At 69.5% G+C, this 23,383-nt stretch carries 23 protein-coding genes; 12 read left to right on the top strand and 11 right to left on the bottom strand.

Translation table 11 applies throughout. The features are described 5' to 3' along the window. Positions 1-6: 6 nt before the first annotated feature. On the top strand, positions 7-465 hold the full coding sequence (locus ACIOHC_RS16075; RefSeq protein WP_351081461.1) for a TIGR03618 family F420-dependent PPOX class oxidoreductase: 459 nt from the start codon (positions 7-9) through the stop codon (positions 463-465). Here ACIOHC_RS16075 and ACIOHC_RS16070 read toward each other — a convergent pair. Continuing rightward, a complete protein-coding gene (locus tag ACIOHC_RS16070; protein WP_351081462.1) occupies positions 455-673 on the bottom strand; it encodes a hypothetical protein in 219 nt (72 codons plus the stop codon). The genes ACIOHC_RS16075 and ACIOHC_RS16070 overlap by 11 nt on opposite strands. Before the next feature lie 365 nt (positions 674-1,038). Then, positions 1,039-1,758 carry an alpha/beta hydrolase gene (locus ACIOHC_RS16065; protein WP_351081464.1) on the bottom strand — a complete coding sequence of 240 codons (720 nt, stop codon included), beginning with the start codon at positions 1,756-1,758 and terminating at the stop codon, positions 1,039-1,041. Between the two features lie 474 nt (positions 1,759-2,232). Here ACIOHC_RS16065 and ACIOHC_RS16060 point away from each other — a divergent pair, with 474 nt between their 5' ends. Next, the gene (locus ACIOHC_RS16060) at positions 2,233-2,583 is read left to right on the top strand and encodes a DUF6233 domain-containing protein (protein WP_351081466.1); all 351 of its coding nucleotides are present in this window, start codon (positions 2,233-2,235) and stop codon (positions 2,581-2,583) included. 217 nt (positions 2,584-2,800) lie between these two features. Further along, positions 2,801-3,709: an aminoglycoside phosphotransferase family protein gene (locus ACIOHC_RS16055; RefSeq protein WP_351081468.1), complete on the top strand. Its 909-nt coding sequence runs from the start codon at positions 2,801-2,803 to the stop codon at positions 3,707-3,709. A 389-nt stretch (positions 3,710-4,098) separates the two neighbouring features. On the opposite strand, the gene ACIOHC_RS16050 is transcribed toward ACIOHC_RS16055, so the two are convergent. Next, positions 4,099-4,749, bottom strand: coding sequence for a TetR/AcrR family transcriptional regulator (locus ACIOHC_RS16050; RefSeq protein ID WP_351081470.1), 651 nt, complete (start codon positions 4,747-4,749; stop codon positions 4,099-4,101). A 119-nt stretch (positions 4,750-4,868) separates the two neighbouring features. On the opposite strand from ACIOHC_RS16050, the gene ACIOHC_RS16045 reads away from it, so the two are divergent. Next, positions 4,869-5,780: an alpha/beta fold hydrolase gene (locus ACIOHC_RS16045; protein WP_351081472.1), complete on the top strand. Its 912-nt coding sequence runs from the start codon at positions 4,869-4,871 to the stop codon at positions 5,778-5,780. Between the two features lie 67 nt (positions 5,781-5,847). Here the strand turns inward: ACIOHC_RS16045 and ACIOHC_RS16040 are convergent, their stop codons facing one another. Continuing rightward, the gene (locus ACIOHC_RS16040) at positions 5,848-6,096 is read right to left on the bottom strand and encodes a hypothetical protein (RefSeq protein WP_389637345.1); all 249 of its coding nucleotides are present in this window, start codon (positions 6,094-6,096) and stop codon (positions 5,848-5,850) included. Positions 6,097-6,234: 138 nt separating this feature from the next. After that, positions 6,235-8,085, bottom strand: coding sequence for a glycoside hydrolase family 15 protein (locus ACIOHC_RS16035; protein WP_351081474.1), 1,851 nt, complete (start codon positions 8,083-8,085; stop codon positions 6,235-6,237). Between the two features lie 237 nt (positions 8,086-8,322). Between ACIOHC_RS16035 and ACIOHC_RS16030 the strand changes: the two genes are divergently transcribed. The 4 genes from ACIOHC_RS16030 to ACIOHC_RS16015 all read left to right on the top strand — a co-directional run bounded on the left by ACIOHC_RS16030 (position 8,323) and on the right by ACIOHC_RS16015 (position 12,156). After that, on the top strand, positions 8,323-9,000 hold the full coding sequence (locus ACIOHC_RS16030; protein ID WP_351081476.1) for a GAP family protein: 678 nt from the start codon (positions 8,323-8,325) through the stop codon (positions 8,998-9,000). 371 nt (positions 9,001-9,371) lie between these two features. Then, the gene (locus ACIOHC_RS16025; RefSeq protein WP_351081478.1) at positions 9,372-9,584 is read left to right on the top strand and encodes a ferredoxin; all 213 of its coding nucleotides are present in this window, start codon (positions 9,372-9,374) and stop codon (positions 9,582-9,584) included. Further along, a complete protein-coding gene (locus tag ACIOHC_RS16020; RefSeq protein WP_351081480.1) occupies positions 9,571-10,941 on the top strand; it encodes an FAD-dependent oxidoreductase in 1,371 nt (456 codons plus the stop codon). Before ACIOHC_RS16025 ends, ACIOHC_RS16020 begins: the two co-directional genes overlap by 14 nt. 30 nt (positions 10,942-10,971) lie before the next feature. Then, complete coding sequence (locus ACIOHC_RS16015; RefSeq protein ID WP_351081482.1) at positions 10,972-12,156, top strand: cytochrome P450; 1,185 nt, start codon at positions 10,972-10,974, stop codon at positions 12,154-12,156. 244 nt (positions 12,157-12,400) lie between these two features. On the opposite strand, the gene ACIOHC_RS16010 is transcribed toward ACIOHC_RS16015, so the two are convergent. Together ACIOHC_RS16010 and ctaD are read right to left on the bottom strand one after the other, a co-directional pair. After that, a complete protein-coding gene (locus tag ACIOHC_RS16010) occupies positions 12,401-12,763 on the bottom strand; it encodes a hypothetical protein (protein ID WP_351081484.1) in 363 nt (120 codons plus the stop codon). A gap of 48 nt (positions 12,764-12,811) precedes the next feature. Next, complete coding sequence (ctaD, locus tag ACIOHC_RS16005; RefSeq protein ID WP_389637386.1) at positions 12,812-14,596, bottom strand: cytochrome c oxidase subunit I; 1,785 nt, start codon at positions 14,594-14,596, stop codon at positions 12,812-12,814. A 520-nt stretch (positions 14,597-15,116) separates the two neighbouring features. Here ctaD and ACIOHC_RS16000 point away from each other — a divergent pair. After that, on the top strand, positions 15,117-16,811 hold the full coding sequence (locus ACIOHC_RS16000) for a GAF domain-containing protein (RefSeq protein WP_351081533.1): 1,695 nt from the start codon (positions 15,117-15,119) through the stop codon (positions 16,809-16,811). 35 nt (positions 16,812-16,846) lie between these two features. Here the strand turns inward: ACIOHC_RS16000 and ACIOHC_RS15995 are convergent, their stop codons facing one another. Further along, positions 16,847-17,548, bottom strand: coding sequence for a response regulator (locus ACIOHC_RS15995; RefSeq protein ID WP_401843000.1), 702 nt, complete (start codon positions 17,546-17,548; stop codon positions 16,847-16,849). Between the two features lie 265 nt (positions 17,549-17,813). Between ACIOHC_RS15995 and ACIOHC_RS15990 the strand changes: the two genes are divergently transcribed. After that, complete coding sequence (locus tag ACIOHC_RS15990; RefSeq protein WP_351081490.1) at positions 17,814-19,151, top strand: globin domain-containing protein; 1,338 nt, start codon at positions 17,814-17,816, stop codon at positions 19,149-19,151. Here the strand turns inward: ACIOHC_RS15990 and ACIOHC_RS15985 are convergent. After that, entirely contained in the window at positions 19,102-19,818 is a 717-nt protein-coding gene (locus ACIOHC_RS15985; RefSeq protein WP_351081492.1) for a vitamin K epoxide reductase family protein, read from the bottom strand. The two genes, ACIOHC_RS15990 and ACIOHC_RS15985, sit on opposite strands and share 50 nt — an antisense overlap. Further along, a complete protein-coding gene (locus tag ACIOHC_RS15980; protein WP_351081494.1) occupies positions 19,815-20,294 on the bottom strand; it encodes a hypothetical protein in 480 nt (159 codons plus the stop codon). Before ACIOHC_RS15980 ends, ACIOHC_RS15985 begins: the two co-directional genes overlap by 4 nt. 292 nt (positions 20,295-20,586) lie before the next feature. Between ACIOHC_RS15980 and ACIOHC_RS15975 the strand changes: the two genes are divergently transcribed. Beyond that, on the top strand, positions 20,587-21,045 hold the full coding sequence (locus ACIOHC_RS15975) for a pyridoxamine 5'-phosphate oxidase family protein (RefSeq protein WP_351081496.1): 459 nt from the start codon (positions 20,587-20,589) through the stop codon (positions 21,043-21,045). Positions 21,046-21,256: 211 nt separating this feature from the next. Here ACIOHC_RS15975 and ACIOHC_RS15970 read toward each other — a convergent pair whose 3' ends face one another. Then, positions 21,257-22,450: an MFS transporter gene (locus ACIOHC_RS15970; protein WP_351081498.1), complete on the bottom strand. Its 1,194-nt coding sequence runs from the start codon at positions 22,448-22,450 to the stop codon at positions 21,257-21,259. A 413-nt stretch (positions 22,451-22,863) separates the two neighbouring features. On the opposite strand from ACIOHC_RS15970, the gene ACIOHC_RS15965 reads away from it, so the two are divergent. Then, a complete protein-coding gene (locus tag ACIOHC_RS15965) occupies positions 22,864-23,292 on the top strand; it encodes a DUF2690 domain-containing protein (RefSeq protein WP_401842998.1) in 429 nt (142 codons plus the stop codon). The last annotated feature ends 91 nt before the right edge of the window (positions 23,293-23,383 follow it).

Raw genomic sequence — 23,383 nt, 5'->3', positions numbered from 1 at the left:
CACTTCATGACTCTAGGTCCAGCACCCCGGTCCCTGTCCGACGATGCCCTCTCCGAACTGCTGAGCACTCAGCAGTTCGGCGCCCTCGCCACCAATAAGCGCAGTGGCCATCCTCATCTGACCACCATGCTCTACAGCTGGGACGCCGAAGAGCGCATCGTCCGGTTCTCCACAACTGCCGACCGCGTCAAGGCCAAGCAACTCCGGCGTGACCCGCGCGCGGCCGTTCATGTTGCGGGCGGCGACGTGTGGTCATTCGCCGTGGCCGAGGGCGAGGCCGAGGTCTCCGAGATCACGACCATCCCGGGGGACGCGACCGGGCGAGAGCTGCTCGCGATGATTCCGGAGGCTGCGAAGCCACAGGACGAGGGCGCGTTTCTGGAGCAGTTGGTCGCCGAGCGCCGCGTGGTCATCCGACTGAAGGTATCTCGGCTGTACGGGACAGCACTCGACATCAACGGCTGACTGATCTCGCCATGATGACCTCTGCCTGGGCGAGGGTGATCACGGTCACGCTCGACCGGGAGCCGTCCTTGAGGTCCACGAAGACGTCGACGTCGTCCACGGACTCCAGGTCCTCGTCGGCGTTCGGCAGGAATGCGGCGTCGAAGTGCTCCGCGTGGACGCGGCACCAGGACCCGTCCCCGTTGCCCGGCGGTGTGCTGTGACTCATCGGGCGAGTGTGCCGAGCTGAACGGATCAGCTTCCCGTGGTGCTCCATGTTGCGCTTGGTTCGCAGACGGGCGGCTGCTGGCCGTCAACCCCGGCCCGGCCCGCGCGCTGGTGGTCGAGTCGGTCGCCTGCCCGGCGATCCGCAAGGTACGGGCCGGGTACCTCAAGGCGTGGGCACAGCTGATGGAGGTGCTGGTGGCCGAGCGCCGCCCCGACCGGCCGGTACCGCCGATGGCCGGTACCGCCGCAATCGGGGCGGTTGTGCATCTGCCGGCCGCCGCCATCGAGGAGGGCCGGGGCCTGTCCTCGATGGCGGCGTCCTGGCCGCCACCGCCTAACGCCTGCCGCCGGCCTGAGGGCCCGGCCTCACTTCAGGTGCCGCCCGAAGAACCGGTCCCCGTCCTCCACCTCGAACCACGGGGTACCGGTGTGCCCGCCCAGATTGGCGTGCAGCGTCTTCTCCTTGGTGCCGAAGGCGTCGAACAGGTCCAGGGCCCGCTGTCGGGGGTTCCCCTCGTCGTCCCACTGCAGCAGGAACAGCAGCGGAATGGTGACCTGCCGGGCCTCCTCGCGCTGGGCGCGGGGCACGTAACCCCCGGCGAAGAAACCGGCGGCCGCGATGCGCGGCTCGACCGCCGCCAGCCGAATGCCGACGGCGGTCCACCCCGAGTACCCGACCGGGCCGCCGATCTCGGGCAGCGAAAGAAGGGCGTCCAGGGTGGTCCGCCATTCCGGGACCGCCTTTTCGACCAGCGGGCCGATGAAGGACTCGAAGATCTCATCGACCGGCTCGCCGGCGTGCATCGCCCGGCGGATGTCGGCACGGGCCTGCTCGTCGGCGGCGGAACGGGGCCGTTCACCGCACCCGGGGGCGTCGATGGCGGCCACCGCGTAGCCGTACGCCGCGGATTGCCGGGCCCGGGCCACCAGCCGGGGTTCCCTCTTGGGCAGGCCGTTGTTGTGGGCCATAAGGATCAGCGGGGCCGGTGTGGAACCAGGCGTCCACAGGGTCCCGGGGATCTCACCCAGGGTGAATTCGCGTTCGAGGACGCCGTCGTCGAGGCGCTGTTCGGAAGTGAATTGCATGGTCGTGCCGTTCGGGAGTGCTCATGAACGGCGCTCCCGGACGACCTATCGCCCGACCGTGACCCCGGAGGGGAGCACCCATGTCGCTACTGCGTTCACGGGTACCGCCTCCTCGTTCTCTCGCACGGCCTCCGGAAAAGTAGCAGTGATCGCCGTGGTCCGCCAACGGGTTTTTGCGGAGGCTCCGCGGCCGGATGCAACGGAGCGTCTCGTCCAAGGGCCAAGGCCGTGCAGCAAGGGATTCGGGCCTGATGGGTTGCTCTGGCATCAGGGCCTGGCGCCGCCGGGGGCGTATCGGCCGCCAAGCGACGAGCTTGCCACGTCGCGCGGGGCAAGTACCCAGCGTGTGAGCGGGAACCGGCCCCGATCTGCCGGCCGGCCAGGCTAAGGGTTGTCCCGTGATCCGTCGTGGATCAGTGCGCGGCGTCGGATGCGGTGCATCGCAAGGCGGAGGGACGTCCGCATACTGGATGTATGCGGACGTTCCGACCACGCGGCGAGGTGCCGTGGCTGTCGTCGCGCGCCCGCCAGGGATTGCGGGACAACCCTCAGGGGCGGACGACCGCCTACCCGCACTGCCCTGAACAACGCCCGCGGCTTCCACCGGCGGCGGGCCGCCGGACGGTCCAGGCGCGGGCCGGGCAGTCATGGAAGATCCAGCCCCAGACGGCGGGCCGGCCCGCGATGCTGCACGGCGGGGGCTGCGCCCTGTTCAAGAGCGCGCCCGGGTTCCTCAACCGCGAAGAGACGATCATCGCCTTGGCGGAGCCGGACATCGAGCCGTGTCAGATCTGCGCGCCGCGGACGGGGCTGGAGCAGGCGTAGGCCGTACTGACCGCCCGACGCGCTGTGCCGGCTCGGGGCTTGCTGGGTCGGTCTGTGGAGTTCGCGATCGAAGTGGCGCCGGCCCGCGCGGTCCCGGCCCTGCCCGACGGGCCTGGCTGGTGGTGCGAACCCGGATTCGACGGTTCTCCAGACGCTCAGATGTGTCTCGCGTCGTTAATCACTTGCCTGGTACGACCTCACCGGTGAGGATCAGCGGGTGCTTACATCTGTACCGGACGGGCGCGCGGGAATCGACGCCGCCCTGGTGAAGCGGTTGATCACCGCCCAGTTCCCTCAGTGGAGCCGTCTGCCCGTGGTCCCGGTGGCGGTGGACGGCTGGGACAACCGCACCTACCGCCTCGGTGACGACATGACGGTCCGCCTGCCCACCGCAGCCGGCTACGCCCCTGCGGTCGACAAGGAATGCGACTGGCTGCCTCGCCTGGCCCCCGCGCTGCCGGTGGCTGTCCCCACCGTCCTGGCCAAGGGGGCCCCCGGCCCGGGATATCCCTACCCCTGGTCCGTGCGCGGCTGGCTGCCCGGCGAGACGGCTTCTCCTGAACGCATCGGCGACATGACCCAGTTCGCCACCACTGTCGCCGGGTTCGTCCTCGCTCTTCAGCGCTGTGACTCCAAGGGCGGTCCTCTCGCCGGGGCACACAGCGGGTATCGCGGCGCGTCACCCGCCCACTACGACGACGAGACGCGTCGCTGCATCACTGCCCTGAGCAGCCGGATCGACACCGTGAGGGCCACCGAGACCTGGCAAGCGGCACTCGAGGCCCAATGGCGCGGAACACCGGTGTGGTTCCACGGCGACATCGGCGGCAACAACCTGCTTGTCACCGGCGGCAAGCTGTCGGCCGTCATCGACTTCGGCACCTCGGGCATCGGCGACCCCGCCTGCGATCTCGTGATCGCCTGGACGATGTTCCGCGGGGAGAACCGCGAGGCATTCCGGCGCGCGGTCGGCCAGGATGACGGCACCTGGGCCAGGGCCAGGGGCTGGGCGCTGTGGAAGTCCCTGCTGACGTTGACCCAGTGCTCCGATCCCGGGGACGGGCGAGTCGCCATCCATCTCGATGTGATCGACGCGGTGCTGGCCGACCACGAACGCTTCGCGTAACCCCGGACCGACGCCGGCGCGCTCCCCCACCGCCCAACGACACCAGTCAGGTCACTTCGGTCTCATGAGACTCACCGAAGTCTGGAGAACGACGGTCACAGGACTGTGCTGCGCCGTATCGACGACACCGTGTTCTTGCCCGCCCGGTCCGGTCGGATCGTCACCCGGCACTGGATGGACCCGTCCGTGGACGGAATGGGGCTCCGGCCCGGCACCGTGCTGGACGAGGAGGCCGTCCGCCCGGCACGACTGCGGCTCACCCCACCTGGGTGCCGGCGATATCGCGCACAAGACCCCGACGCCCGTCCTGGTGGGTTCGTTCACGTTCGACGGCAGCGAGTGTCGATGAGGTTGGGAAGCGGTCGCTGACCAACAGACCTGGGTGATGTTCACGAGGAATGACGTCGCTCCCGCGTCCGCGTCCCCGCATCGGCAAGGCCGGCTCGGAAAATCCGGTCCAGGTGGTGGTCCAGAACTGTGGCAGCCGACTCCGGGCTGCGCTGGCCGACAAGAATGCTGGTGCCGAGTCCCGCAGACATGGCGAGCAGGCTGACAGCTTCCAGCCGCGCATCCACGCCAGGCTGAACGAGGTCGCTTCCCTCTGCCTGCCGGAGGAGTTCGACGAGGGCGCTCTCAGCGGCGTCCGGGTTCTTGATGAAGGGCTGCGCAGCGAGGACTTGGTCGGTGACGGACAGAACGGCGTATGAGGTGTAGACGAGGTGGAAGATGCGGCTCTCCTCGTCGGTCGGCAATGCCGCCATCAGCATCGCCTCGATCATCGCGCGCGGTCCCGGATCGTCGCCGGCGGCCCGAATCCGGGTGGTGACCCGCTCCCCGAACCTCTCGGCCAGATGCTGCAGCCCATGGAGCAACAGCTTCTCTTTGGTCTCGAAGTAGTACTGCACCAACCGCAGCGAGACGCCCGCCTCCGCTGCCACATCGCGCATGCCCACGGCATGCAACCCGCGTCGCCCGGCCACTCGAAGAAGTGCCTCGGCGATCTCGGTACGCCGCTCCGCGTGGTCCACACGCTTGGGCATCGACCGCTCCTCCGCTCGCTGTTTCCACCGGCCGGGTTCATCCCACCCATCTTGATGATACGTCCGTACCACCAAGATGATACGTTCGTACCACGAAGAATCGATATCCGGAGGTGGCCGTGCCCCAGACCGAAATCCGCACCCAGGCCGATGTCGGCCGCTATGTGAGCGACAACTGGCGCGAGCGCTACTTCGCGGCCTGCGATGCGGTCTACGCGCTGGGAGCACCCGCTCACACGGAAACGGACGTGGAGACCTCCTTCGGCACCACGCACGTCTACAAGTACAGCCCCACGGACCCTGCTGCTCGGTCACGCACCCCCATCGTCCTGGTGCACGGAGCGGGCTCCTGCTCTGCCATGTGGTACCCGAACACCCCCGCCCTCAGCGCCGCCCGCCCGGTCTATGCGATCGACACTCCAGGCGATCCGGGACGCAGCATCCAGCGCGAACCCATCCATCGACCCGAACGCGCCGCACAGTGGCTCGACGAGACACTCGCCGGGCTCGGGCTCGAACACGTGCACCTGGTCGGCTCCTCCTACGGCGGATGGCTCGCTCTGAACCAGGCGCACCACAGGCCCGACCGCCTCGCCTCGGTCACACTCCTCGACCCCGGCGGCCTGGAGAAAGTAGGCCTGCGCTTCTTCGTATGGATCTTCGCCAGCCTGTTCGCGACCTTCGCTCCCAAGGCGCTACGCCCACGACTGGCAGCGTGGTTGCAACAGCCGGTCCTCATCGTGCCAGAGCTACGCACCATGATCAGGCTGGGCGTTCGCGCCTACCGCATACGCCGTCCCGCCCCACTGCCTTTGTCGGAGGACGAACTGGCCACCATCCACACCCCGCTCTACCTGGCACTCGGCAAACGAAGCCTGCTCGTGCACCCGCACAGGCAAGTCGAGCGCGTCCCACGCCTGATTCCAGGCGCCCGAGCCGAAATCATCGCCGACACCGGCCACGGCCCCCAGATCGACCACGCCGACGAGATCAACCGCCGGATGCTGACCTTCATGGACATCATCGACTGACAGCCCCCGCCTCCGGCGGCCTGGGGTTCGGCTGTCGGCTGCCCCCTGAGGATCTCCGAGCGGAGCTTCAGCCGACGACCTGCTGCGGGAAGAGCCCCATGACCAGGAGAGCCACGACCGCCACCAGCCCGATCACGTACCAGCCCGTCCTGCGCCGGTGCCGGGCCGGTGAGTACGTACGCCAGCCTTCCGGCTGCCCGGAGCGCTCCCGCAGCCGCCGTTCCACCTCACGGGCGCGCGCCGACGGCGCCACGGGTGCCCCGGCCGCACCCGTCACCGATTCACGGAGGAACCGCCCCCACTCCTCTTCGGACACGGACGATGCACCGGTCCACCGAGTGCCGCTCGCATGAGCAAGCCGCCAGCCCGCCGGGGCGGTGAGTCAAGTGTCAGGCCGCCGTGCTGTCCGCCGGCACGGGCGTGGGCGTTGGCGTGACCTCTCGGGCAGGGCGGCTCACCGCTCGTCCAGGCGGGCATCGGAGGTTTCGCTGCGCTGCCGGTCGAGGGCATCGTCCAAAGTAGTGGCGGCCATGATCAATGAGAGATGGGTGAACGCCTGCGGGAAATTGCCCAGTTGCTCACCGCTGGGGCCGATCTCCTCGGCAAACAGGCCGACATGGTTGGCGTAGGTCTGCATCTTCTCGAAGGCGTAGCGTGCGGGGCGCAGGCGCCCGGCGCGGGCGAGGGCGTCCACGTAGAGGAAGGTGCACAGGCTGAAGGTGCCTTCGGAGCCGCGCAGTCCGTCGGGAGACGCCTTTGGGTCGTAGCGGTAGACGAGGCTGTCCGACACGAGGGTGCGTTCCATGGCATCGAGCGTGGACAGCCAGCTCTCGGTCCTCGGAGTGAGGAAGCCGACCCGGGGGATGAGCAGCAGCGCGGCGTCGAGGACTTCGCCTCCGTAGTGCTGCACGAGAGCCTGTTGCTTCTCGTTCCAGCCGCGTTGCATCACCTGTTCGAGGATGGCGTCACGAGAGGCGGTCCATCGCGCGGTGTCGGCGGGGCGGCTGTACTCGGCCGCCAGACGCAGCCCCCGGTCGAGGGCCACCCAGGACATCACTCGGCTGAAGGTGAAGTCCTTGCGCCCGCCGCGGGTCTCCCACACTCCCTCGTCGGGCCGGTCCCAGGATTCGGCGAGCCAGTCCAGCGTCCGGGCGACGTTCTTCCAGCCGTGGTAGCCGGCCCGCATGGTGATCTCGCCGCCCTCGGCCAGGGCGTAGAGCGCCTCGCCGTAGATGTCCAGCTGGAGCTGATCGGCGGCGCCGTTCCCGACCCTCACCGGATACGAGCCGCGATAGCCCTCGAAGTGCGTGAGCTCCTCCTCCGGCAGTTGGTGGTCCCCGTCGACGCGGTACATGATCTGCAGCGGTTCACCTCCGACGGCCTCGTGGGCTCGGAAGCGGTCTCCCAGCCAACGGGTGAACTGCGCCGCCTCTTCGGTGTACCCGAGGTCGAGCAGGGCCCGCACCGACAGAGAACCGTCACGGATCCAGGTGTACCGGTAGTCCCAGTTGCGTTCCCCTCCGATCTGCTCGGGCAGGCCCATGGTGGCTGCGGCGACCGGAGCACCCGTCGGCGCGTAGGTGAGCAGCTTCAGAGTGATGGCCGATCGGTGCACCGCGCCCGGCCAGCGCCCGCGGTACCGGGAGGCGCGAATCCAGCGCTGCCAGAACTCCACCACGTCCCAGAACTGCCGGGTCACGCCGTCCGGTGTCGGGGGGTCCGGGGGCTGCTGTCCGTCCATGGTGTCGACGGTGAACACAGCGGCGGCCACCTCCCCCGCGTTCAAGGTGACGGCACCCCGCACGTCCCGGCCGTCCAACTGCAGGGGAATCGTGCTTTGCACATACGCGGTGACACCCGGGGCCCGGAACGTGGCGGTGCCGTCGCGGAGGTCGACCTCGTGGTCGGCCCGGCCGTAGTCGAACCGCGGCCTGCACTCCAGCACGAAGCGCACGCTGCCGCGTACCGCCCGCGCGCCGCGGATCAACGTATGGCGGTCGGTGACTCTGCCGGTCCGGTCCGGCGGCATGCAGTCGAATATCTCGCCGGCCCCGTCGGGCGACAGGAAACGGGTCACCAGGACCGCGGTGTCGGGATAGTACAGCTGCTTGCACGTGGCGCCCCTGTCCTGCGGGGCGAACAGAAAGTGGCCCCCGCGATCGTGATCGAGCAGGGCGGCGAAAATGCTGGGCGAGTCGAACCGGGGGGCTGCGAACCAATCGACGACTCCCTGGGAGGAGACCAGGGCAGCGGTCTGCAGGTCGCCGACGAGGCCGTGGTCGGCGATGGGTGGGTAGCGGTCCATCGTCCTGTCGCCTTCCTGGAACCCCTCTTCCACTGTCGTCCCGGTCTGCCGGGGACGCCAGAGGAGCACCGGAGAGAGCTCCCCGGCCAAGGGCCCTCGTCGCGCCGACCACTCACCCGATCGACGCCGATGCCGCGCGTGATGGGCACCGCCGCGCAACGATGGCCGTGGTCCCACGGTTCGGCAAGTGGACCGCTGCCTCGGTCCACCCGATCCCTTGCCTGTGAGGAGACCGCCTTGGGACACGCCGTAGGCGATGTACTCGGCCTCGCGGCCGGTGTCGCGATCAGCCCACTCCCCATCGTGGCGATCATCCTCATCCTCGCCACCCCGCAGGGGCGTCCGAACGGCACCCTGTTCCTGGTCGGCTGGATCCTGGGCCTGGCGCTCCTCGGGGCGATCATGCTCGCGGTGGGTGGCTCGGGCGGAGCGTCCACGAACAAGCACCCAGCCACCTGGGTGGGGATTTTGAAACTCGTCCTGGGCGTGTTGCTCGTCCTGTTCGCCGCACGTCAGTGGCGGCGCCGCCCCGCCGATCCCACAGAGGCGCAACTGCCGAAGTGGATGGCTGCGATCGACCGCTTCACTCCGCCCAAAGTCCTCGGGCTGGGGCTGCTGCTGTCAGCAGCCAACGCCAAGAACGCCCCCCTGACCATTGCCGCGGGCGCCTCGATCAGCGCAGCCGGAATCTCTGTTCCGCAACAGATCGGGGCACTTGCCGTCTTCGTGTGCATCGCCTCACTCGGAGTCCTCGCACCGCTGACCGTCTATCTGTTCATGGGTGAGCGCGCCAGAAGCATTCTCGGCACCTGGCGAAACTGGGCCGCCCGGCACAATGTGGCCGTCATGGCCGCCCTCTTCTTCGTCCTCGGACTCAAGCTGCTCGGCGACGGCGTCAGTATCCTCGTCACCTGACCGGGGGCCGTGTCGGGGCCGTCCCGGCCCCGACGGCTTCGCAGGGGGCACCTTCTCCATCTGCTCCTTCCGGTACGTCCAGGCCTTCACCCGCACCCGACGCCGGGACGAATCCGGCCCGGCCTTCGAGAAGATGGTCACCCGCGTCGGCCATCTCGGCCCGTACGCCGAGGAGACCAGCCGCACCGCAGAACAACTGGGCCTGTTCCCAAGGCGTTCACGCGCGTGAGTGCCGCCGCCGGATTCAGCCTCGACCTCGCACGGGCCGACGGCTGCCCCGGCAGCGCCCCGCAGGCGGTCGCCGTGCGAGCCTGCGGTGCTCGGCCCATGCTGGAGAAGAGGGGGGCGCGGCGACAGAGGAAGTGGTGGGGATGCGAACCGTTGTGGACCTCACGCGCTGCCAGGGCTATGCACAGTGCGTGTTCCTCGCACCCAAGATGTTCGAGCTGCACGGCACGGAGGGACTGCTGTATGCCACAGCCGTCCCGGACGACCAGGCCGAGCGCGTGCGCCAGGCTGCGGCGGCGTGTCCGGTCCAGGCCATCCTCGTCGGTGAGGAAGTGAATCCCGATGGCCGCCGGTGATCTCCGGGACGGCCGGATCGTGATCGTCGGTGCGTCGCTGGCCGGGCTGAGGGCCGCGGAGACGCTGCGCGAGGAGGGCTTCACAGGCTCCCTCACGGTGGTCGGGGACGAGCCCCATCCGCCCTACGACCGGCCGCCGCTGTCCAAGCAGGTACTGCTCGGCCGGGCGACGGCGGACACCACCGAACTGCCGATGCGCCGGGCCCCGGACGCCGAATGGCGGCTGGGAGTGGCCGCCACCGGTGTGAACCCGCTGGAGAAGCGGCTGCTGCTGGCCGACGGGGAGTCGCTGCCGTACGACCGCCTGCTGATCGCCACCGGGACCCGGGCCCGGCCCTGGCCCAACCCGGCGGAGGGGGCCCTGGACGGAGTGTTCACGCTGCGCACGCGTGAGGACGCTGCGGGGCTGGCCGAGCGACTGGACGCCGGGCCGAAGCGGGTGCTGGTGATCGGCGCCGGCTTCACCGGCTCGGAGATCGCCTCGGCCTGCCGCGAACGCGGCCTGGACGTCACGGTCGCCGAACGCGGCCCCGCGCCCCTGGTGGGAGCGCTCGGCGGCACCCTGTCGAAACTCGCGGCCGTCATGCACCGCAACCACGGCGTGGACCTGCGCACCGGGGTCACCGTCACTGCCCTGCGCGGCAACGGCGGCTTCGTCGGCGCGAACCTGTCCGACGGCACGCGTGTCGACGCGGACGTGTGCGTCGTGGCACTGGGGGCGGTCCGCAACGTCGAGTGGCTGGCCGACTCCGGACTGGCGGCGGGCCCGCGCGGGATCGCCTGCGACGCCGGGTGCCGCGCCTTCAACATGTACGGCATCGTCACCGACGACGTCTTCGTGGCCGGCGACGTCTCCCGGTTCCCCCACCCGCTCTTCGGTTATCAGATGCTCTCCCTGGAGCACTGGGGCAACGCGGTCGAACAGGCCGAGGTGGCAGCCCACAACATGATCAGCCCGGGGCCCATGAAGCGCCCGCACCTGGCCATCCCGACGTTCTGGTCGACCCAGTTCGGGCTCAACATCAAGTCCGTCGGCGTACCCACCTACTCCGACCACGTGGTCATCGCCCAGGGCTCCCTGGAGGCCCGCCGTCTGGCAATGGTCTACGGCTACCAGGGGCGGATCACCGCCGCGGTCACCGTCGACATGGCCAAGTCGCTCGACTACTACCGGCACCTGATCGAGACCGCGGCCCCGTTCCCGCCCCCGCCCGGCGCGCAGGACCGTGCGCTCGCGGCCGACGTCCCGGTTCCGTCCGACGTGCCGGATCCGAAGGGGCTGTCCCACGGCCCCACCGTGGCGCTCACCGGATACCTGCCCGACCGTCGACTGAGCGTGGTGCAGCCCACGCATTGACCCACGCCCGTCCCACGACGAGGAGCCACCATGGACTCCGAGACCCTGCTGGCCCGGATCACCGACTACGCCAGCCGCCCCAACCCCTACCCGCTGTACGCGGAACTGCGCGCGGCCGGTCCCGTGGTCCGGCAGGCGGACGGCAGCTACCTGATCGGCACGTACCACGAGATCGCCGCACTGCTTCACGACCCACGGATGAGTGCCGACCCGCGTACCCGTGGCGAAGTGACCCGCAAGCCGCCCTTCCTGCGGCTCGACGACCCGGAGCACGACAGGCTGCGCAGGCTGGCCATGCGGCCGTTCGGGCCACCGCACAGCCCGGGGCGGGTCGACGCCATGCGCGGCGAGATCGACCGGATCACCAAGGAACTGCTGACGTCCTTCGAGGCAGGCCGGCAGATCGACATCGTCGACGACTTCGCCTACCCGCTGCCCGTCACGGTGATCTGCCGCCTGCTCGGCGTCCCCCACGAGGACGAGCCGATGTTCCGGGCCTGGTCCGACGCTCTGGTCACAGCCGCCGACGTCCGGCCCGGCAAGGCCACCACCGGGACGGACGAGGCCGGCGACCGGGCACGGATCGAGATGGGCGGATACCTGGTCGGCCTCGCCGAACAGCGCCGTGGCCATCCGAACGACGACATGCTCTCCGCCTTCGTCAACGAGCCGGACCCGGCCCTGCGGCTCACTCAGGAAGAACTCGCGGAAACCGCCGTACTGCTGCTCATCGCGGGACACGAGACCACCGTCAACCTGATCACCAACGGGGTGCTCACCCTGCTGCGCCAGCCCGAGCACCTGGACCACCTGCGCCGTGACCCCGACCTGCTGCCGCGAGCGGTGGAGGAACTGCTGCGCTACGAACCCCCCGTCCACATGCGTGAACGCATCCCCCACGCGGACATCGACGTCTCCGGCACCACGATCCCCGCAGGCGCATCCGTGAACCTTGCGCTGGCCTCGGGCAGCCGCGACCCCATGAGGTTCCACGAGCCCGACCGGTTCGATCCCACCCGCCCGGACAACCAGCACCTCGGCTTCGGCAGCGGTATTCACCTGTGCTACGGCGGTCCCCTGGCGCGTGTGGAGGCCCAGGCCGCGCTCGGTGCGCTGGTCCCCCGCCTGAGCACGGCGCGCCTGGTCCAGGACCCGCCTCCCTACCGGCAGAGCGCCATGCTTCGCGGCCCCCGCCACCTGCCCGTTCGGCTCTGAGGTGATCGCCGGCTCTCTCGGGCACCGTCCCGACTTCCAAGACGCGACCCGAGCGTCCCCGGTCCCGCGGGACCGGGGACGCTCGGGTCGGCCGGCTCAGCACAGCGACGCCGTCGCCCGGGTGTTGCAGCGTTCGTCCGGTTCGCCGTTGCGGTCCTGGATCCCCGGCCCGCGGCGAAGCCTCATGTCGGACGCCGTCCAACTCACCGAAGCCGGTGGGTCGTTCCGGTGCGCGAGGAGCGGATCACCGCTCGTCCTCGGCGGTTCCCACCGGGCCGGCGGTCCGTACCGGGAAGAGCGCGGACCAGCGAGCTTCCTCCTCACGCTGCTCCCGGCCCCGTCGCCGCCACGCCTGGACGGTCAGGGACACCACGGCGGTGGTGCCCGCGACCGCAAGCAGCGCGACCACGCCCGGATCGACCGGCATGAGCAGCAGAAACATCGTGAGGGCCGCCGAACCCCAGCCGGTCAGCACAGCGGCAGCGGCCAGCCGCCGGGAGCGCGGCCGGTCCTGGCCCGCCCGCAGATCGATATAGGCAGGCAGGTACCAGACGTTGCCGGATGCGAGGAGCACGACGACACCGACCGCCAGAACACCGTGGGACATCGGGCAGCACTCTCCTGAGGGCGGGGCTTACGGAGGGAGGCGGAAGGGTCAGTTCGACACAGCGGGTTCGAGTTCGAGCGCGGCGATCTCCGGATGGTGCAGATCGAACGCCGGGGACTCGCTGCGGATGCGGGGCAGGGCGGTGAAGTTGTGCCGGGGCGGAGGACAGGACGTGGCCCATTCCAGGGAGCGGCCATAGCCCCAGGGGTCGTCGGCGGTGACCTTCCGGCCGTACTGGCTGCTCTTCCAGACGTTGTAGAAGAAGGGCAGGAACGACAGCCCGAGGAGGAATGAGCCGATGGTGGAAAGGGTGTTGAGAGCGGTGAAACCGTCGGCGGCGAGATAGTCCGCGTACCGGCGCGGCATTCCCTCGGCTCCGAGCCAGTGCTGCACGAGGAACGTGAGGTGGAAGCCGACCGTCAGTACCCAGAAAGTGATCTTGCCCAGGCGTTCGTCGAGCATCTTGCCGGTGAACTTCGGCCACCAGAAATGGAATCCGGCGAACATCGCGTACACGACCGTACCGAAGAGCGTGTAGTGGAAGTGGGCGACAACGAAGTACGAGTCGGAGACATGGAAGTCCAGTGGCGGTGCGGCCAGGATGACTCCGGTCAGTCCGCCGAAGACGAAGGTGATCAGAAATCCGGTGGTCCACAGCATCGGTGTCTCGAAGGACAGCGACCCCTTCCACATCGTTCCGATCCAGTTGAAGAACTTCACTCCGGTCGGCACGGCGATCAGGAAAGTCATGAAGGCGAAGAAGGGCAGCAGCACACCACCGGTCACATACATGTGGTGGGCCCAGACGGTGACGGACAGTCCGGCGATGGCGATCGTCGCGGCGACGAGACCGATGTAGCCGAACATCGGCTTCCGGGAGAAGACCGGAATGATCTCGGACACGATGCCGAAGAACGGCAGAGCCAGTACATAGACCTCCGGGTGGCCGAAGAACCAGAAGAGGTGCTGCCACAGAAGCGCGCCTCCGTTGGCGGGATCGAAGATGTGTGAACCGAATTTCCGATCCATCTCCAGCGCGAAGAGGGCCGCGGCCAGGACCGGGAAGACCAGGAGGATGAGTACGGCGGTCAGCAGTACGTTCCAGGTGAAGATGGACATCCGGAACATGGTCATTCCCGGGGCACGCATGCAGATGATGGTGGTGATGAAGTTCACCGCTCCGAGAATGGAACCGAAGCCGGAGAGCGCCACGCCCATGATCCACATGTCGGCACCGATGCCCGGTGAATGCGTGGCGTCGGACAACGGGGCATAGGCGAACCATCCGAAGTCGGCGGCACCCTGGGGAGTGAGAAACCCTGCGGCGGCGATCAGTGAACCGAAGAGGAACAACCAGTACGCCAGCATGTTCAACCGCGGAAACGCCACATCGGGCGCGCCTATCTGAAGCGGCATGAGCCAATTGGCGAATCCCGTGAACAGCGGCATCGCGAACAGCAGCAGCATCACCGACCCATGCATGGTGAAAGCCTGATTGAACTGCTCGTTGGAAACGATCTGCGTCCCGGGACGGGCGAGTTCGGCGCGCATCACGAGTGCCATCGCGCCGCCGATCAGAAAGAAGACGAACGCGGTGACGAGATAGAGCGTACCGATCTGCTTGTGGTCGGTCGTCGTGAGCCACGAGACGACGATCCGCCCGCGGGACGAACGGCCCGGCAGATCGGTGCCGGAGTGCACCGCCGGCTCCTTCGTGTCGGTCCGGGTGGCCCCGCGGCCGTTCGTGGTGGAGTGCGCGTCGGCAGTGGCGGCACCGGGGTCGGGGGGCATGGGCCCCTGTGCGGGGGCGGTCTGACTGCCCTGCGATTCCATTGCGTCCACCGGACCGTGTCCTCCAGCTGTTGCGGTTCTTCGAGCGCTCCCCCGGCCGGACGGGGCGGAGGGGAGCGGTCGGAAAGGTCCGGCGGATCACGAGGGGACGGACCGGACCTTCCCGGCCGCACCATCCTGGCCATGCCCCTCGAAGCCCTCCAGGGACCGACAGGTACCTTCCACCGGGGCCGACCGGCCCTGCTGCGGATCCGTCAGGCAGCCGACCGGCCTCACCCGGGCCGGTCTCGGCGACGGTGCACCGCCGGGCTTCCGGCCCCGTGGCTGTCGTAGGCTGACCGTCCGTGGACCGGTACCAGCCCTGCGGTGATCCGGTGAGCGATTTCCCGGCATACGGCACACGGAACCAGAGAGCGGCGCCCCGATGACAGACACAGCACCTACCGCGCCCGACTCCCCCTCCGGAGTCCCTTCTCCCGGCTCCGACTCCCCCGCCCTCGACGCGCCGGGAGCCTCCTGCCCCGGCCCGGCGACCTGGCCCAAGCCCAGCCGGCCGGACAGGATGCGCAGTCTGCTGGATGCCGTGATGAGTCTGGGGCGGGGCCTGGAACTGCCCGAGGTGCTCCGCGGGATCGTGGAAGCCGCCGTGACCCTGACCGACGCGCAGTACGGAGCGCTCGGCATCGTCGGGGACGGGCAGAAGCTGCTGGAGTTCCTTCCGGTCGGCATATCGGAGCAGCTCGCCGCCGTGATCGGCCAGTCACCGTGCGGGCGCGGCATCCTCGGTGAACTGATCCATCACCCGCAGCCGCTGCGGCTCACCGATCTGAGCAGCCATCCGCGCAGCTTCGGATTTCCGCCCCATCATCCCCCGATGCGCACCTTCCTCGGAGTGCCGGTGCGCGTTCGCGACGAGGTGTTCGGCAACCTCTACCTCACCGAGAAGCAGGGCGGGGTGAGCTTCGACGCCGACGACGAGGCGGTGCTGACCACCTTGTCGATCGCGGCCGGGGTCGCCATCGACAACGCCCGCATGTACGAGGAGAGCCGTCGCCGCGAACGGCGTCTGGAGGCACTGGGCGAGATCACCCGCACCCTGCTCTCGGGGACGGACGCCGACGAGGTGCTGCATCTGATCGCCGAGCGGGCGATGGAGGTGGCGGGGGCCGACCGGGCCGCGATTCTGCTGCCGACGCCCCCCGCGCCCCTCTCCGCAGCTTCGGAGGCCTCCGGGGCCGAGGCACGCCTCACCGTTGCCGTCGCCCACGGCATGGACTCCGAACGCGTGACGGGACTGTCCGTACCCGCGTGGGGATCACTGGCCGGACTGGCCGCCCGTACCGGGACACCGGTGCACTGCGCCGATGTCCGTACCGATCCCAGGGCCCACCCGTTCGGCGACGGTGCCGAGGAGGGTCTGGGTCCGGTGGTGACGGTGCCTCTGCGGGTCGACACGGGGGCAAGGGGCGCACTGCGCCTGGGGCGGCCCGTGGACCGTCCACCGTTCGACGACACCGAGGTCGCGCTCGTCTCGGGCTTCGCCGACCAGGCGGCCATCGCTCTTGAACTGGCCCGTCGGCGGGCCGAGTCCGAGGAACTCGCCGTCATGCACGACCGGGACCGGATCGCCCGCGATCTGCACGATCTGGCGATCCAGCGTCTCTTCGCGACCGGGATGACTCTCCAGAGCACCACGCGTGCCATCGCGGACCGGCCGGACGCGGCCGAGCGGGTCAGCCGGGCGGTGGATGATCTGGACACCACGATCCGGATCATCCGGTCCACCATCTTCGATCTGCGGACGGCGGACGGTTCGGGCCGTGGCGGGCTCCGGCACCGGATGACGGAGACCGCTCGCACGGCGGCACACGCCCTTGGCTTCCGGCCCTCGGTGCGGATCGACGGGCCGGTGGACACCACGGTGCCGGACGAACTGGCCGAACACGTGGTGGCGGTCGCCGCCGAGGCGGTGTCCAATGCCTCTCGCCATGCGCGCGCCACTCGTATCGACATCGTGCTGTCCGCCGACGACGCGGTGACCCTGACCGTCACCGACAACGGCATCGGAATCCCGGACGGTGTCACGACCGCGCCCGGGACAGGGGCAGCGGTCGATGCCGACGAACCGGCGACCGGGCGCCTCGGAGGGCTGGCCAATATGCGTACGCGGGCGCAGCTGTGCGGCGGCGCACTGACCATCGAACGGCCGGCGGACGGCGGCACCCGGATCGTCTGGCGCGTGCCGCTCCACGACTGACGCCCGAGTGCCTGTCAGCTCCCCCGGGCCGTGGGTCAGCCCTGGCGGTCCTTGATCCGGCCTACGAGCATCGCGGCCTGGATCCGGCGGCCCACGCCCAGTTTGGCGAGGATCGAGGAGATGCGGTTCTTGACGGTCTTCTCGGCCAGGAAGAGACGTTCCGCGATCTCCCGGTTGGTGAGGCCCTCGCCGATGAGATCCAGGATCTGCCTTTCCCTGGGCGTGAGTCCGTCCAGCTCCGATGCCTGCGACGCCTCGGCAGGGGCTTGCTCGTTGCCCCGCAGCCGTGCCATCACGCGGGCGGTCGTCCGCGGATCGAGCATCGAGGTCCCTGACGCGACCGTGCGTACGGCGGCGATCAGATCGGCTCCGTTGATCTGCTTCAGCACGTACCCCGCGGCGCCCGCCATGATGGCGTCGAAGAGCGCCTCGTCATCGTCGAACGATGTCAGCATCAGGCAGGCGAGTTCGGGCATCAGGGCGCGCAGTTCCCGGCACACCTCGATACCGGCGTGGTCACCGCCCCGGTCGTCGCCGAGGCGTACGTCCAGTACGGCGACCTGCGGTCTGCTGGCCGGAACGCGGGCCAGCGCCTCCCTGGCGTCGGACGCCTCGCCGACGACCTCGATGCCGTCCTCGGCTTCCAGCAGATCGCGTACACCGCGCCGTACGACCTCGTGGTCGTCGAGGATGAAGACGCGTACGGGGGCCGCGGACTGCGACGGGGGCGTGCTCAAGGGGGACTTCGCGGACTCGTTCACATCATGCTCGATCGGTTCGGGGAGAGGGCCAGAACCAGTATGTGCCCGTCCGGCGGCCTGCTCCCGCCGGGGTGCCACAGCATGGCAAACAGTGTTTGAACAGGGCCGAAAGGCCCTGTGGCCAGGGCCGGTCAGCGGGCTGGACGCGGTGCCATACTGACGCCGCCAAGATCGTCCGGGCACCACGGACATCTCCCGTTCCCGGCCACCCCACTGCGCTGCACCGAGGAGTCACCGGCCCATGAACACTTCGAGCGAGGACTACCACGCACTGCTCGCACGGCACGACGCGATGCGGCTGCGACGACGCATCCTGGCCCCGGCCGACACCCGCCCCGAACCGTGGAGGGGCGAGGCCCCGCAGACGTACGACGGAACGGCCGACCAGATGCTGATCAGTGACTCCCTGTCGCTGGTGAGCCCCTTGGAGGAGCTGATCGCCGAACTGTACCGGCTGCTGTTCGAGCGGCATCCGTATCTCCGGTCGTTGTTCCCCGAGTCGATGGCGTTCCAGCAGGTTCATCTCGTGGGGATCTTCCGCTATCTGATCGGCAATCTGCACCACGCGGACGAAATGATCAGCGTTTTCGAGCAGTTGGGGCGCGACCATCGCAAGCTCGGTGTGCGCCCCGCCCATTTCGAGGCCTTCGAGGCGGCGCTGATCGAGGCACTGCGCGTGCGCGCGGGCGCCCGGTGGACCAGCGCGCTGGAGCATGCCTGGCTGCGGATGCTGCGGCTCGCCGTCACGGCGATGGTCAGGGGCGCGGACGAGGCGATCGCCGAACCGCCCAGCTGGGAGGCGACGGTGACCTCGCACGAACTCCGCACGCCCGGTCTCGCGGTGCTGCGGGTACGGCCCCATCAGCCCTACGCCTTCGAGGCCGGACAGTACGCGTCCTTGGAGTCGCCGCTGTTGGAACAGGCATGGCGTCCCTACTATCTGGCCCGCGCGCCGCATCCGGACGGTGAGCTGGAATTCCATGTACGGGCCCGGGGCGCCGACGGGGTGAGCGATGCGCTGGTGCACGGCACCCGGGAGGGCGGCGTCGTCCGTCTCAGCGCCCCGCGCGGCGCGCTGGCGCTGCCCGATCACACTCCGTCCGCGGACCTGCTGCTGATCGCCTCCGGAACGGGCTGGGCTCCGATGAAGGCGCTGCTCCAGCGCATCGACGCCGACCGGTCCCGTGCGCACCGGGTACGGCTGCTGCTGGGTCGCGCCGCGCCGGAGGCGGGGGTTTCGGCCGAGGGGATGTACGACGCGGCTTATCTGGAGGCGTTCCGGCGCGGACGCCCCTGGCTGACCGTCATCGCGGCCGATGCGACGGATGCCCGCTTCGCGGGTGCCGGACTGCGGGCCCTGAACGGAATTCTGACCCCGCGTCCCGGGGCCGCCGCCCGGCAGCACGCCTTTCTGGCCCTGGCCCCCGAGGCCTCCACGACGGAGCCGGCGCGGGCCGTCGCCGAGCGGCTCGTCGCCGCCGGAGTACCGGCCGCGCACATCCATCACGAGACCACCGGCATCGTCGCGGTCACAGAAACGTCCGCCAGTACGACCAGAACCGGGTTGCTATCAGCATGACGATGGCCAGGCACCAGGTCACCGGCACGACGAGCGGGAACTCCAGCACCGCCGCGACCAGGGCGCGTGGGGCGGGCAGGACACCATGGCGCAGATTGTGCACCGTGGTGTGCCAGAACATGAAGATGGTGGCCACCCACACGAGCACGCACCACAGGCAGAGGGCGCCGATGTCGTACAACGCCTGCGTCATCAGCCACATGCAGAAGCCGACGCCGAACAGCATGCCGAGATTCAGCCCCAACCAGTACCAGCGCCTGTAGCGTGCGCCCGCGAGCAGGCCCGCACCGGCCCCCATCACCACCCCGAAGGCGACCAGCCCGATGAGCGGGTTGGGAAAGCCGAACAGCGACGCCTGCTCGCTGCGCATCACATTCGTGCAGGACACCACGGGGCTCAGCGAGCAGGCGGGCACGAAGCCGGGGTCGGCGAGCAGTTCGAACTTGTCGATCGTGATGACGAACGAGCCGAGCAGCCCGAGCGCGGCCGTGATCACCAACAGCCACCCGAACCCCCGCCTCGCCCCGGCGCAGTCCCGGTCGTCGCCCGCCCCGGGCGCACTGGCACATTCCCGTTCGTCGCCCGCCCCGGACGCGCCGACGCACTCCCGGTCGTCGGTGTCGGGCCCTTCCGCCGTCTTCCCGGTCCCACGTTCCGACAGTTTCATGTCCGCCCCCGTACAGAACCGTCCGGCCAGACGACCTCCACCCGGATTCCCCGCGCACGGGCGAAGGCGACCAGATGGGCGGTGGCGTCCCGGCCGTCCGACGGCGATCCGTCCCACACGGCGAGCACGGTCCGGCACGTCTCCACCAGACGTTCATCGGCACTGACACACGCGTTGCGGTCGGCCGGATCGAAAGCCAGCAGCCGTACGTGTTCGGCCAGGACCAGCAGTTCGCCTGCGGCCGACCGGTCCCGTTCGGGCAGCACGGCGGGAACAGCACCCTGGGCCGGCAGCAGCACCGTCAGCTTCCGCCCTGCCTCCCGGGCGGCCCGCCCGAACACCAACGGCAGCCCCGCCCCGACCCGTACCAGGGCGGCCGCACCTTCCGCCAAGCGGTCCAGCCGCGCTCTCAGTTCGGCTTCCACCAGTTCCAGGGTTCTGCTGCTGAGGTCTCTGTGCCCGACAACTGCGATCACCACGTTTCCTTCCTGCGCGCACGGCGCCGTCCGAACGATTCCGCACACCGCGCCACGGCCCGGTCCGGTCCGGGAGCCGATGCCGGACCGGCCCGCGCAGCAAGCGATGCCCCGCAGTGAACCCATCGGAAGTCCGACGCCGCTAGGGCCGTTCGGCCCTGGGGCCGTTCGGCCCTGGCGTGGGGGCGCCGCCGCACGATGTACTCGTGCGGCAGGTGAGCAGACCAGGAGACGAGGCAGCCCCGTGAGCCACTCATGCCATCAGGCGCCCCAGCCGTCCGCGCGCACGGCTGTGACCACACCATCAAAGACGGCGCCCTTCCCGGGTTCGGCGGCCACCGGCCCACGCCGCACGGTCGAGTTGACAGGTGCCCAGGCACTGGGCCTGCTCGGCAGGGCATCGCTCGGGCGCATCGTCTTCACCCAGCGTGCGCTGCCCGCCATCCGGCCGGTGAACCATCTGCTGGACCACGGTCGGATCGTCATCCTGACCCATGAGGACTCGGATCTGTACGCCCAGGCCCGCGACCATGGCGATCGGGGAGTCGTGGTCGCCTACCAGGCCGACGACATCGATCCGCTGACCCATCTGGGCTGGAGTGTCGTCGTCACGGGGTACTGCCGCCCGGTCACGGATCCGGACGCGCTGACGCGCTACCAGCGGCTGCTCCGCCCCTGGTCGGGCCCGGTGATGAACTGTGCGGTACGCATCCGTCCGCATCTGATCACCGGAATCCGGCTGACCGTCTGACACCGCACACAGAACTCCTGGCCATCCGTCAGCCGAGCCGCCGGCCCAGGGCATTGCTCCGGCACCGGACGACCGACGACCTCGTATCGGGAACCGAGTCGGCGGCCGGACAGGTCCTGACGCAGCATCCGCCCAAGGTGGAGCGTGCGGCGGCTTCGCCACCCGCTACGGCAAGGCAATCGCCCACGAAGAAGCCACCGTCACACTCGCATCACCCCTCATGCGGGCATGACTGTTGGACGACACCCCCTGGCAGCACCCGCTCGCCCAGCAGCACCACACAGGCCGCGACGGTCAGCAGCCCGCCCACAAGGAAGGTGCCGCGCACGTCGGCACGTGGCAGGACCAGTCCGCCGACGGCGGCGCCCGCCGCGATACCGGCGTTGTAGGCACCGGAGTTGGCCGCGAGTGCGATATCCGTGCGACCCGGTGCGCAGCGCAGCATCTCGTTCTGGGTGGCCATGAAAACCGGCCCGAGCGCACCGCCCATCAGCACCAGGAACACCACGGCCGCCGGCGGTTCGGTGCCGGTCGCGTACAGGCCGAGCATGCCCACCGCCTGCGCGGCCACGGCAGTGGTCAGCGTGGATTGCGGGAAGCGGTCCAGCAGCGCCCCGGTGACGCTCACCCCGGCCAGACACGCGACGCCGAAAGCCACGAACAGGGCGCTGACCGCGTTCGGGGAGAACCCGCTCACGTCGCCCAGGAACTTCACGATGTAGGTGTACCCCGCGAACGCCCCGGCGGCGGACAAGGCCCCTGCCGCCAGCACCGTCCCGAACCGGCGGGCGTCGGGACGCGTTCCGTAGGCGGCGTGCCCTTCTTCCGGGCGGGAGGTCGGCAGCAGGACGGCAATCGTCACGAGGGAGACGAGCCCGAGACCGGCCAGCACCGCGAGTGGCACCGGCCAGTCGCTCTGCCGGCCCAGCCAGGTCCCGGCGGGGACGCCGAGCACGAGGGCGAGCGAACCGGCGACGGACAGCGCTGCGACGACACGCCCGCGGACCTCGGGCGGGAACAGACCCACCGCGACCGGCCCCATCACGGCCCAGAACAACGCCTGTGCGAGCGCGGTCAGCAGCCGTGCCGCGAGCAGCAGCCAGTAGGAGGTGGCCAGCGCCGCGACCAGACTGGACGTGATGAGCGCGGCCAGCAGTCCCGTGAGGACATGACGTCGGGGCATGGACCGCGTGACGTGGGCCAGCGGCAGGGACGTCACGGCAACCGTCACACCGTAGCCGGTGACCAGGTAACCGACCGCCGACAGCGACACCCGCAGGTCGTCGGAGATGAGTTCCAGGAGGCCGATCGGCAGGTTCTCCGCGGTGTTGAAGGTGAAGGCGGCCAGCATCAGGGCCGCGAGCACCGCCAGCCTGCGCCATGGAGCCGGTTGTGCCGTGACCATACGGCCTCTTCCTCTCCTCGCCCGTCACACCCGTGCCGTCCCCCACGGCCCAGCCGCGGTCAACCTACACACGATCGCGCCGGTACGGCCCGTCGCCCTGCGGCCGGCCACCTTGCGCGGCTGGGAGCGGAGGGCTGTCGGCCCGGCCTGTTCGTGGACGACGCCTCGGCCGGTCGCCGGTGACACGGGCCTCGCAGAAGAGGCCGACGTCTGCGTCCGCCGCTCGGTTCACGTCGACTGTGTCCCGGCCCGTCGGACCGGTCGTCGGCAACCTCGGCACCGGTACTGCTCGGACCGGCGCCGCTCCGGCCACTCTTTCCGGTGATCAACCCGGGGAACCGTCTTCCGGGGCCGACCGCCACGCTATCCAGGAAGCGACGGATCACCGGTCGGACCCTCCGGAAGGAAACTGTATGAAGCTCCGCCGTTCACTGTCCGCCGCTGCTGCGGCCCTTGCCGCCGCCATGCTGTGCGTTGCGGCAGCCCACGCGCCCGCGGACGCCGCGTCCCACTGCAAGGGAAATGCCTGTACCGGGGAGAACCCGCGGACGCAGGGGTGTGGTGCGGACGCGCACGACGTGCCCAAGAGCACCGTCAGGGCACCGGGCGGCGGCCCCTCCGTCCGGCTGCGGGTCTCGAACCGGTGCAGCGCGACGTGGGCCAGGGCGGACAAGGCCGACCACGGTTGGCTCTTCAAGATCGAGATCAAGGAAGGGAAGTCGTATCACGGCAATCCCTCCCCGAGGGCGGAGACCTACACCGCCATGGTCGGGACGAGCCACGCCTACCGGGCCTGCATCCAGGACATCGACAAGCAGTGGGAATGCAGCCGGTGGTTCTAGTAGTGCTTGGTCATGTTGGTGCGGGGTCTGGCATGTTGCGGTGACAGGTGGGGCAGGCGCCGGTCCAGATCGCGAGGAGTATCTGCAGCTC

Source organism: Streptomyces sp. NPDC088252 (genome assembly GCF_044740965.1).
Taxonomy (GTDB): domain Bacteria; phylum Actinomycetota; class Actinomycetes; order Streptomycetales; family Streptomycetaceae; genus Streptomyces.
Note: the sequence above shows the minus strand (reverse complement) of the source record. Positions and strands in the feature narration are given on the sequence as shown.

Bases quoted from the DNA above. Each gene is read 5' to 3' on its own strand.
- ACIOHC_RS15985 (WP_351081492.1), bottom strand. From the start codon at position 19,818: ATGAAACTGTCGGAACGTGGGACCGGGAAGACGGCGGAAGGGCCCGAC.
- ACIOHC_RS16020 (WP_351081480.1), top strand. From the start codon at position 9,571: ATGGCCGCCGGTGATCTCCGGGACGGCCGGATCGTGATCGTCGGTGCG.
- ACIOHC_RS15990 (WP_351081490.1), top strand. From the start codon at position 17,814: ATGAACACTTCGAGCGAGGACTACCACGCACTGCTCGCACGGCACGAC.
- ACIOHC_RS16065 (WP_351081464.1), bottom strand. From the start codon at position 1,758: ATGCAATTCACTTCCGAACAGCGCCTCGACGACGGCGTCCTCGAACGC.
- ACIOHC_RS16025 (WP_351081478.1), top strand. From the start codon at position 9,372: ATGCGAACCGTTGTGGACCTCACGCGCTGCCAGGGCTATGCACAGTGC.
- ACIOHC_RS16060 (WP_351081466.1), top strand. From the start codon at position 2,233: ATGCGGACGTTCCGACCACGCGGCGAGGTGCCGTGGCTGTCGTCGCGC.
- ACIOHC_RS16050 (WP_351081470.1), bottom strand. From the start codon at position 4,749: ATGCCCAAGCGTGTGGACCACGCGGAGCGGCGTACCGAGATCGCCGAG.
- ctaD (WP_389637386.1), bottom strand. From the start codon at position 14,596: ATGGAATCGCAGGGCAGTCAGACCGCCCCCGCACAGGGGCCCATGCCC.
- ACIOHC_RS16035 (WP_351081474.1), bottom strand. From the start codon at position 8,085: ATGGACCGCTACCCACCCATCGCCGACCACGGCCTCGTCGGCGACCTG.
- ACIOHC_RS16070 (WP_351081462.1), bottom strand. From the start codon at position 673: ATGAGTCACAGCACACCGCCGGGCAACGGGGACGGGTCCTGGTGCCGC.
- ACIOHC_RS15970 (WP_351081498.1), bottom strand. From the start codon at position 22,450: ATGGTCACGGCACAACCGGCTCCATGGCGCAGGCTGGCGGTGCTCGCG.
- ACIOHC_RS15965 (WP_401842998.1), top strand. From the start codon at position 22,864: ATGAAGCTCCGCCGTTCACTGTCCGCCGCTGCTGCGGCCCTTGCCGCC.
- ACIOHC_RS16000 (WP_351081533.1), top strand. From the start codon at position 15,117: ATGCGCAGTCTGCTGGATGCCGTGATGAGTCTGGGGCGGGGCCTGGAA.
- ACIOHC_RS16075 (WP_351081461.1), top strand. From the start codon at position 7: ATGACTCTAGGTCCAGCACCCCGGTCCCTGTCCGACGATGCCCTCTCC.
- ACIOHC_RS16015 (WP_351081482.1), top strand. From the start codon at position 10,972: ATGGACTCCGAGACCCTGCTGGCCCGGATCACCGACTACGCCAGCCGC.
- ACIOHC_RS16010 (WP_351081484.1), bottom strand. From the start codon at position 12,763: ATGTCCCACGGTGTTCTGGCGGTCGGTGTCGTCGTGCTCCTCGCATCC.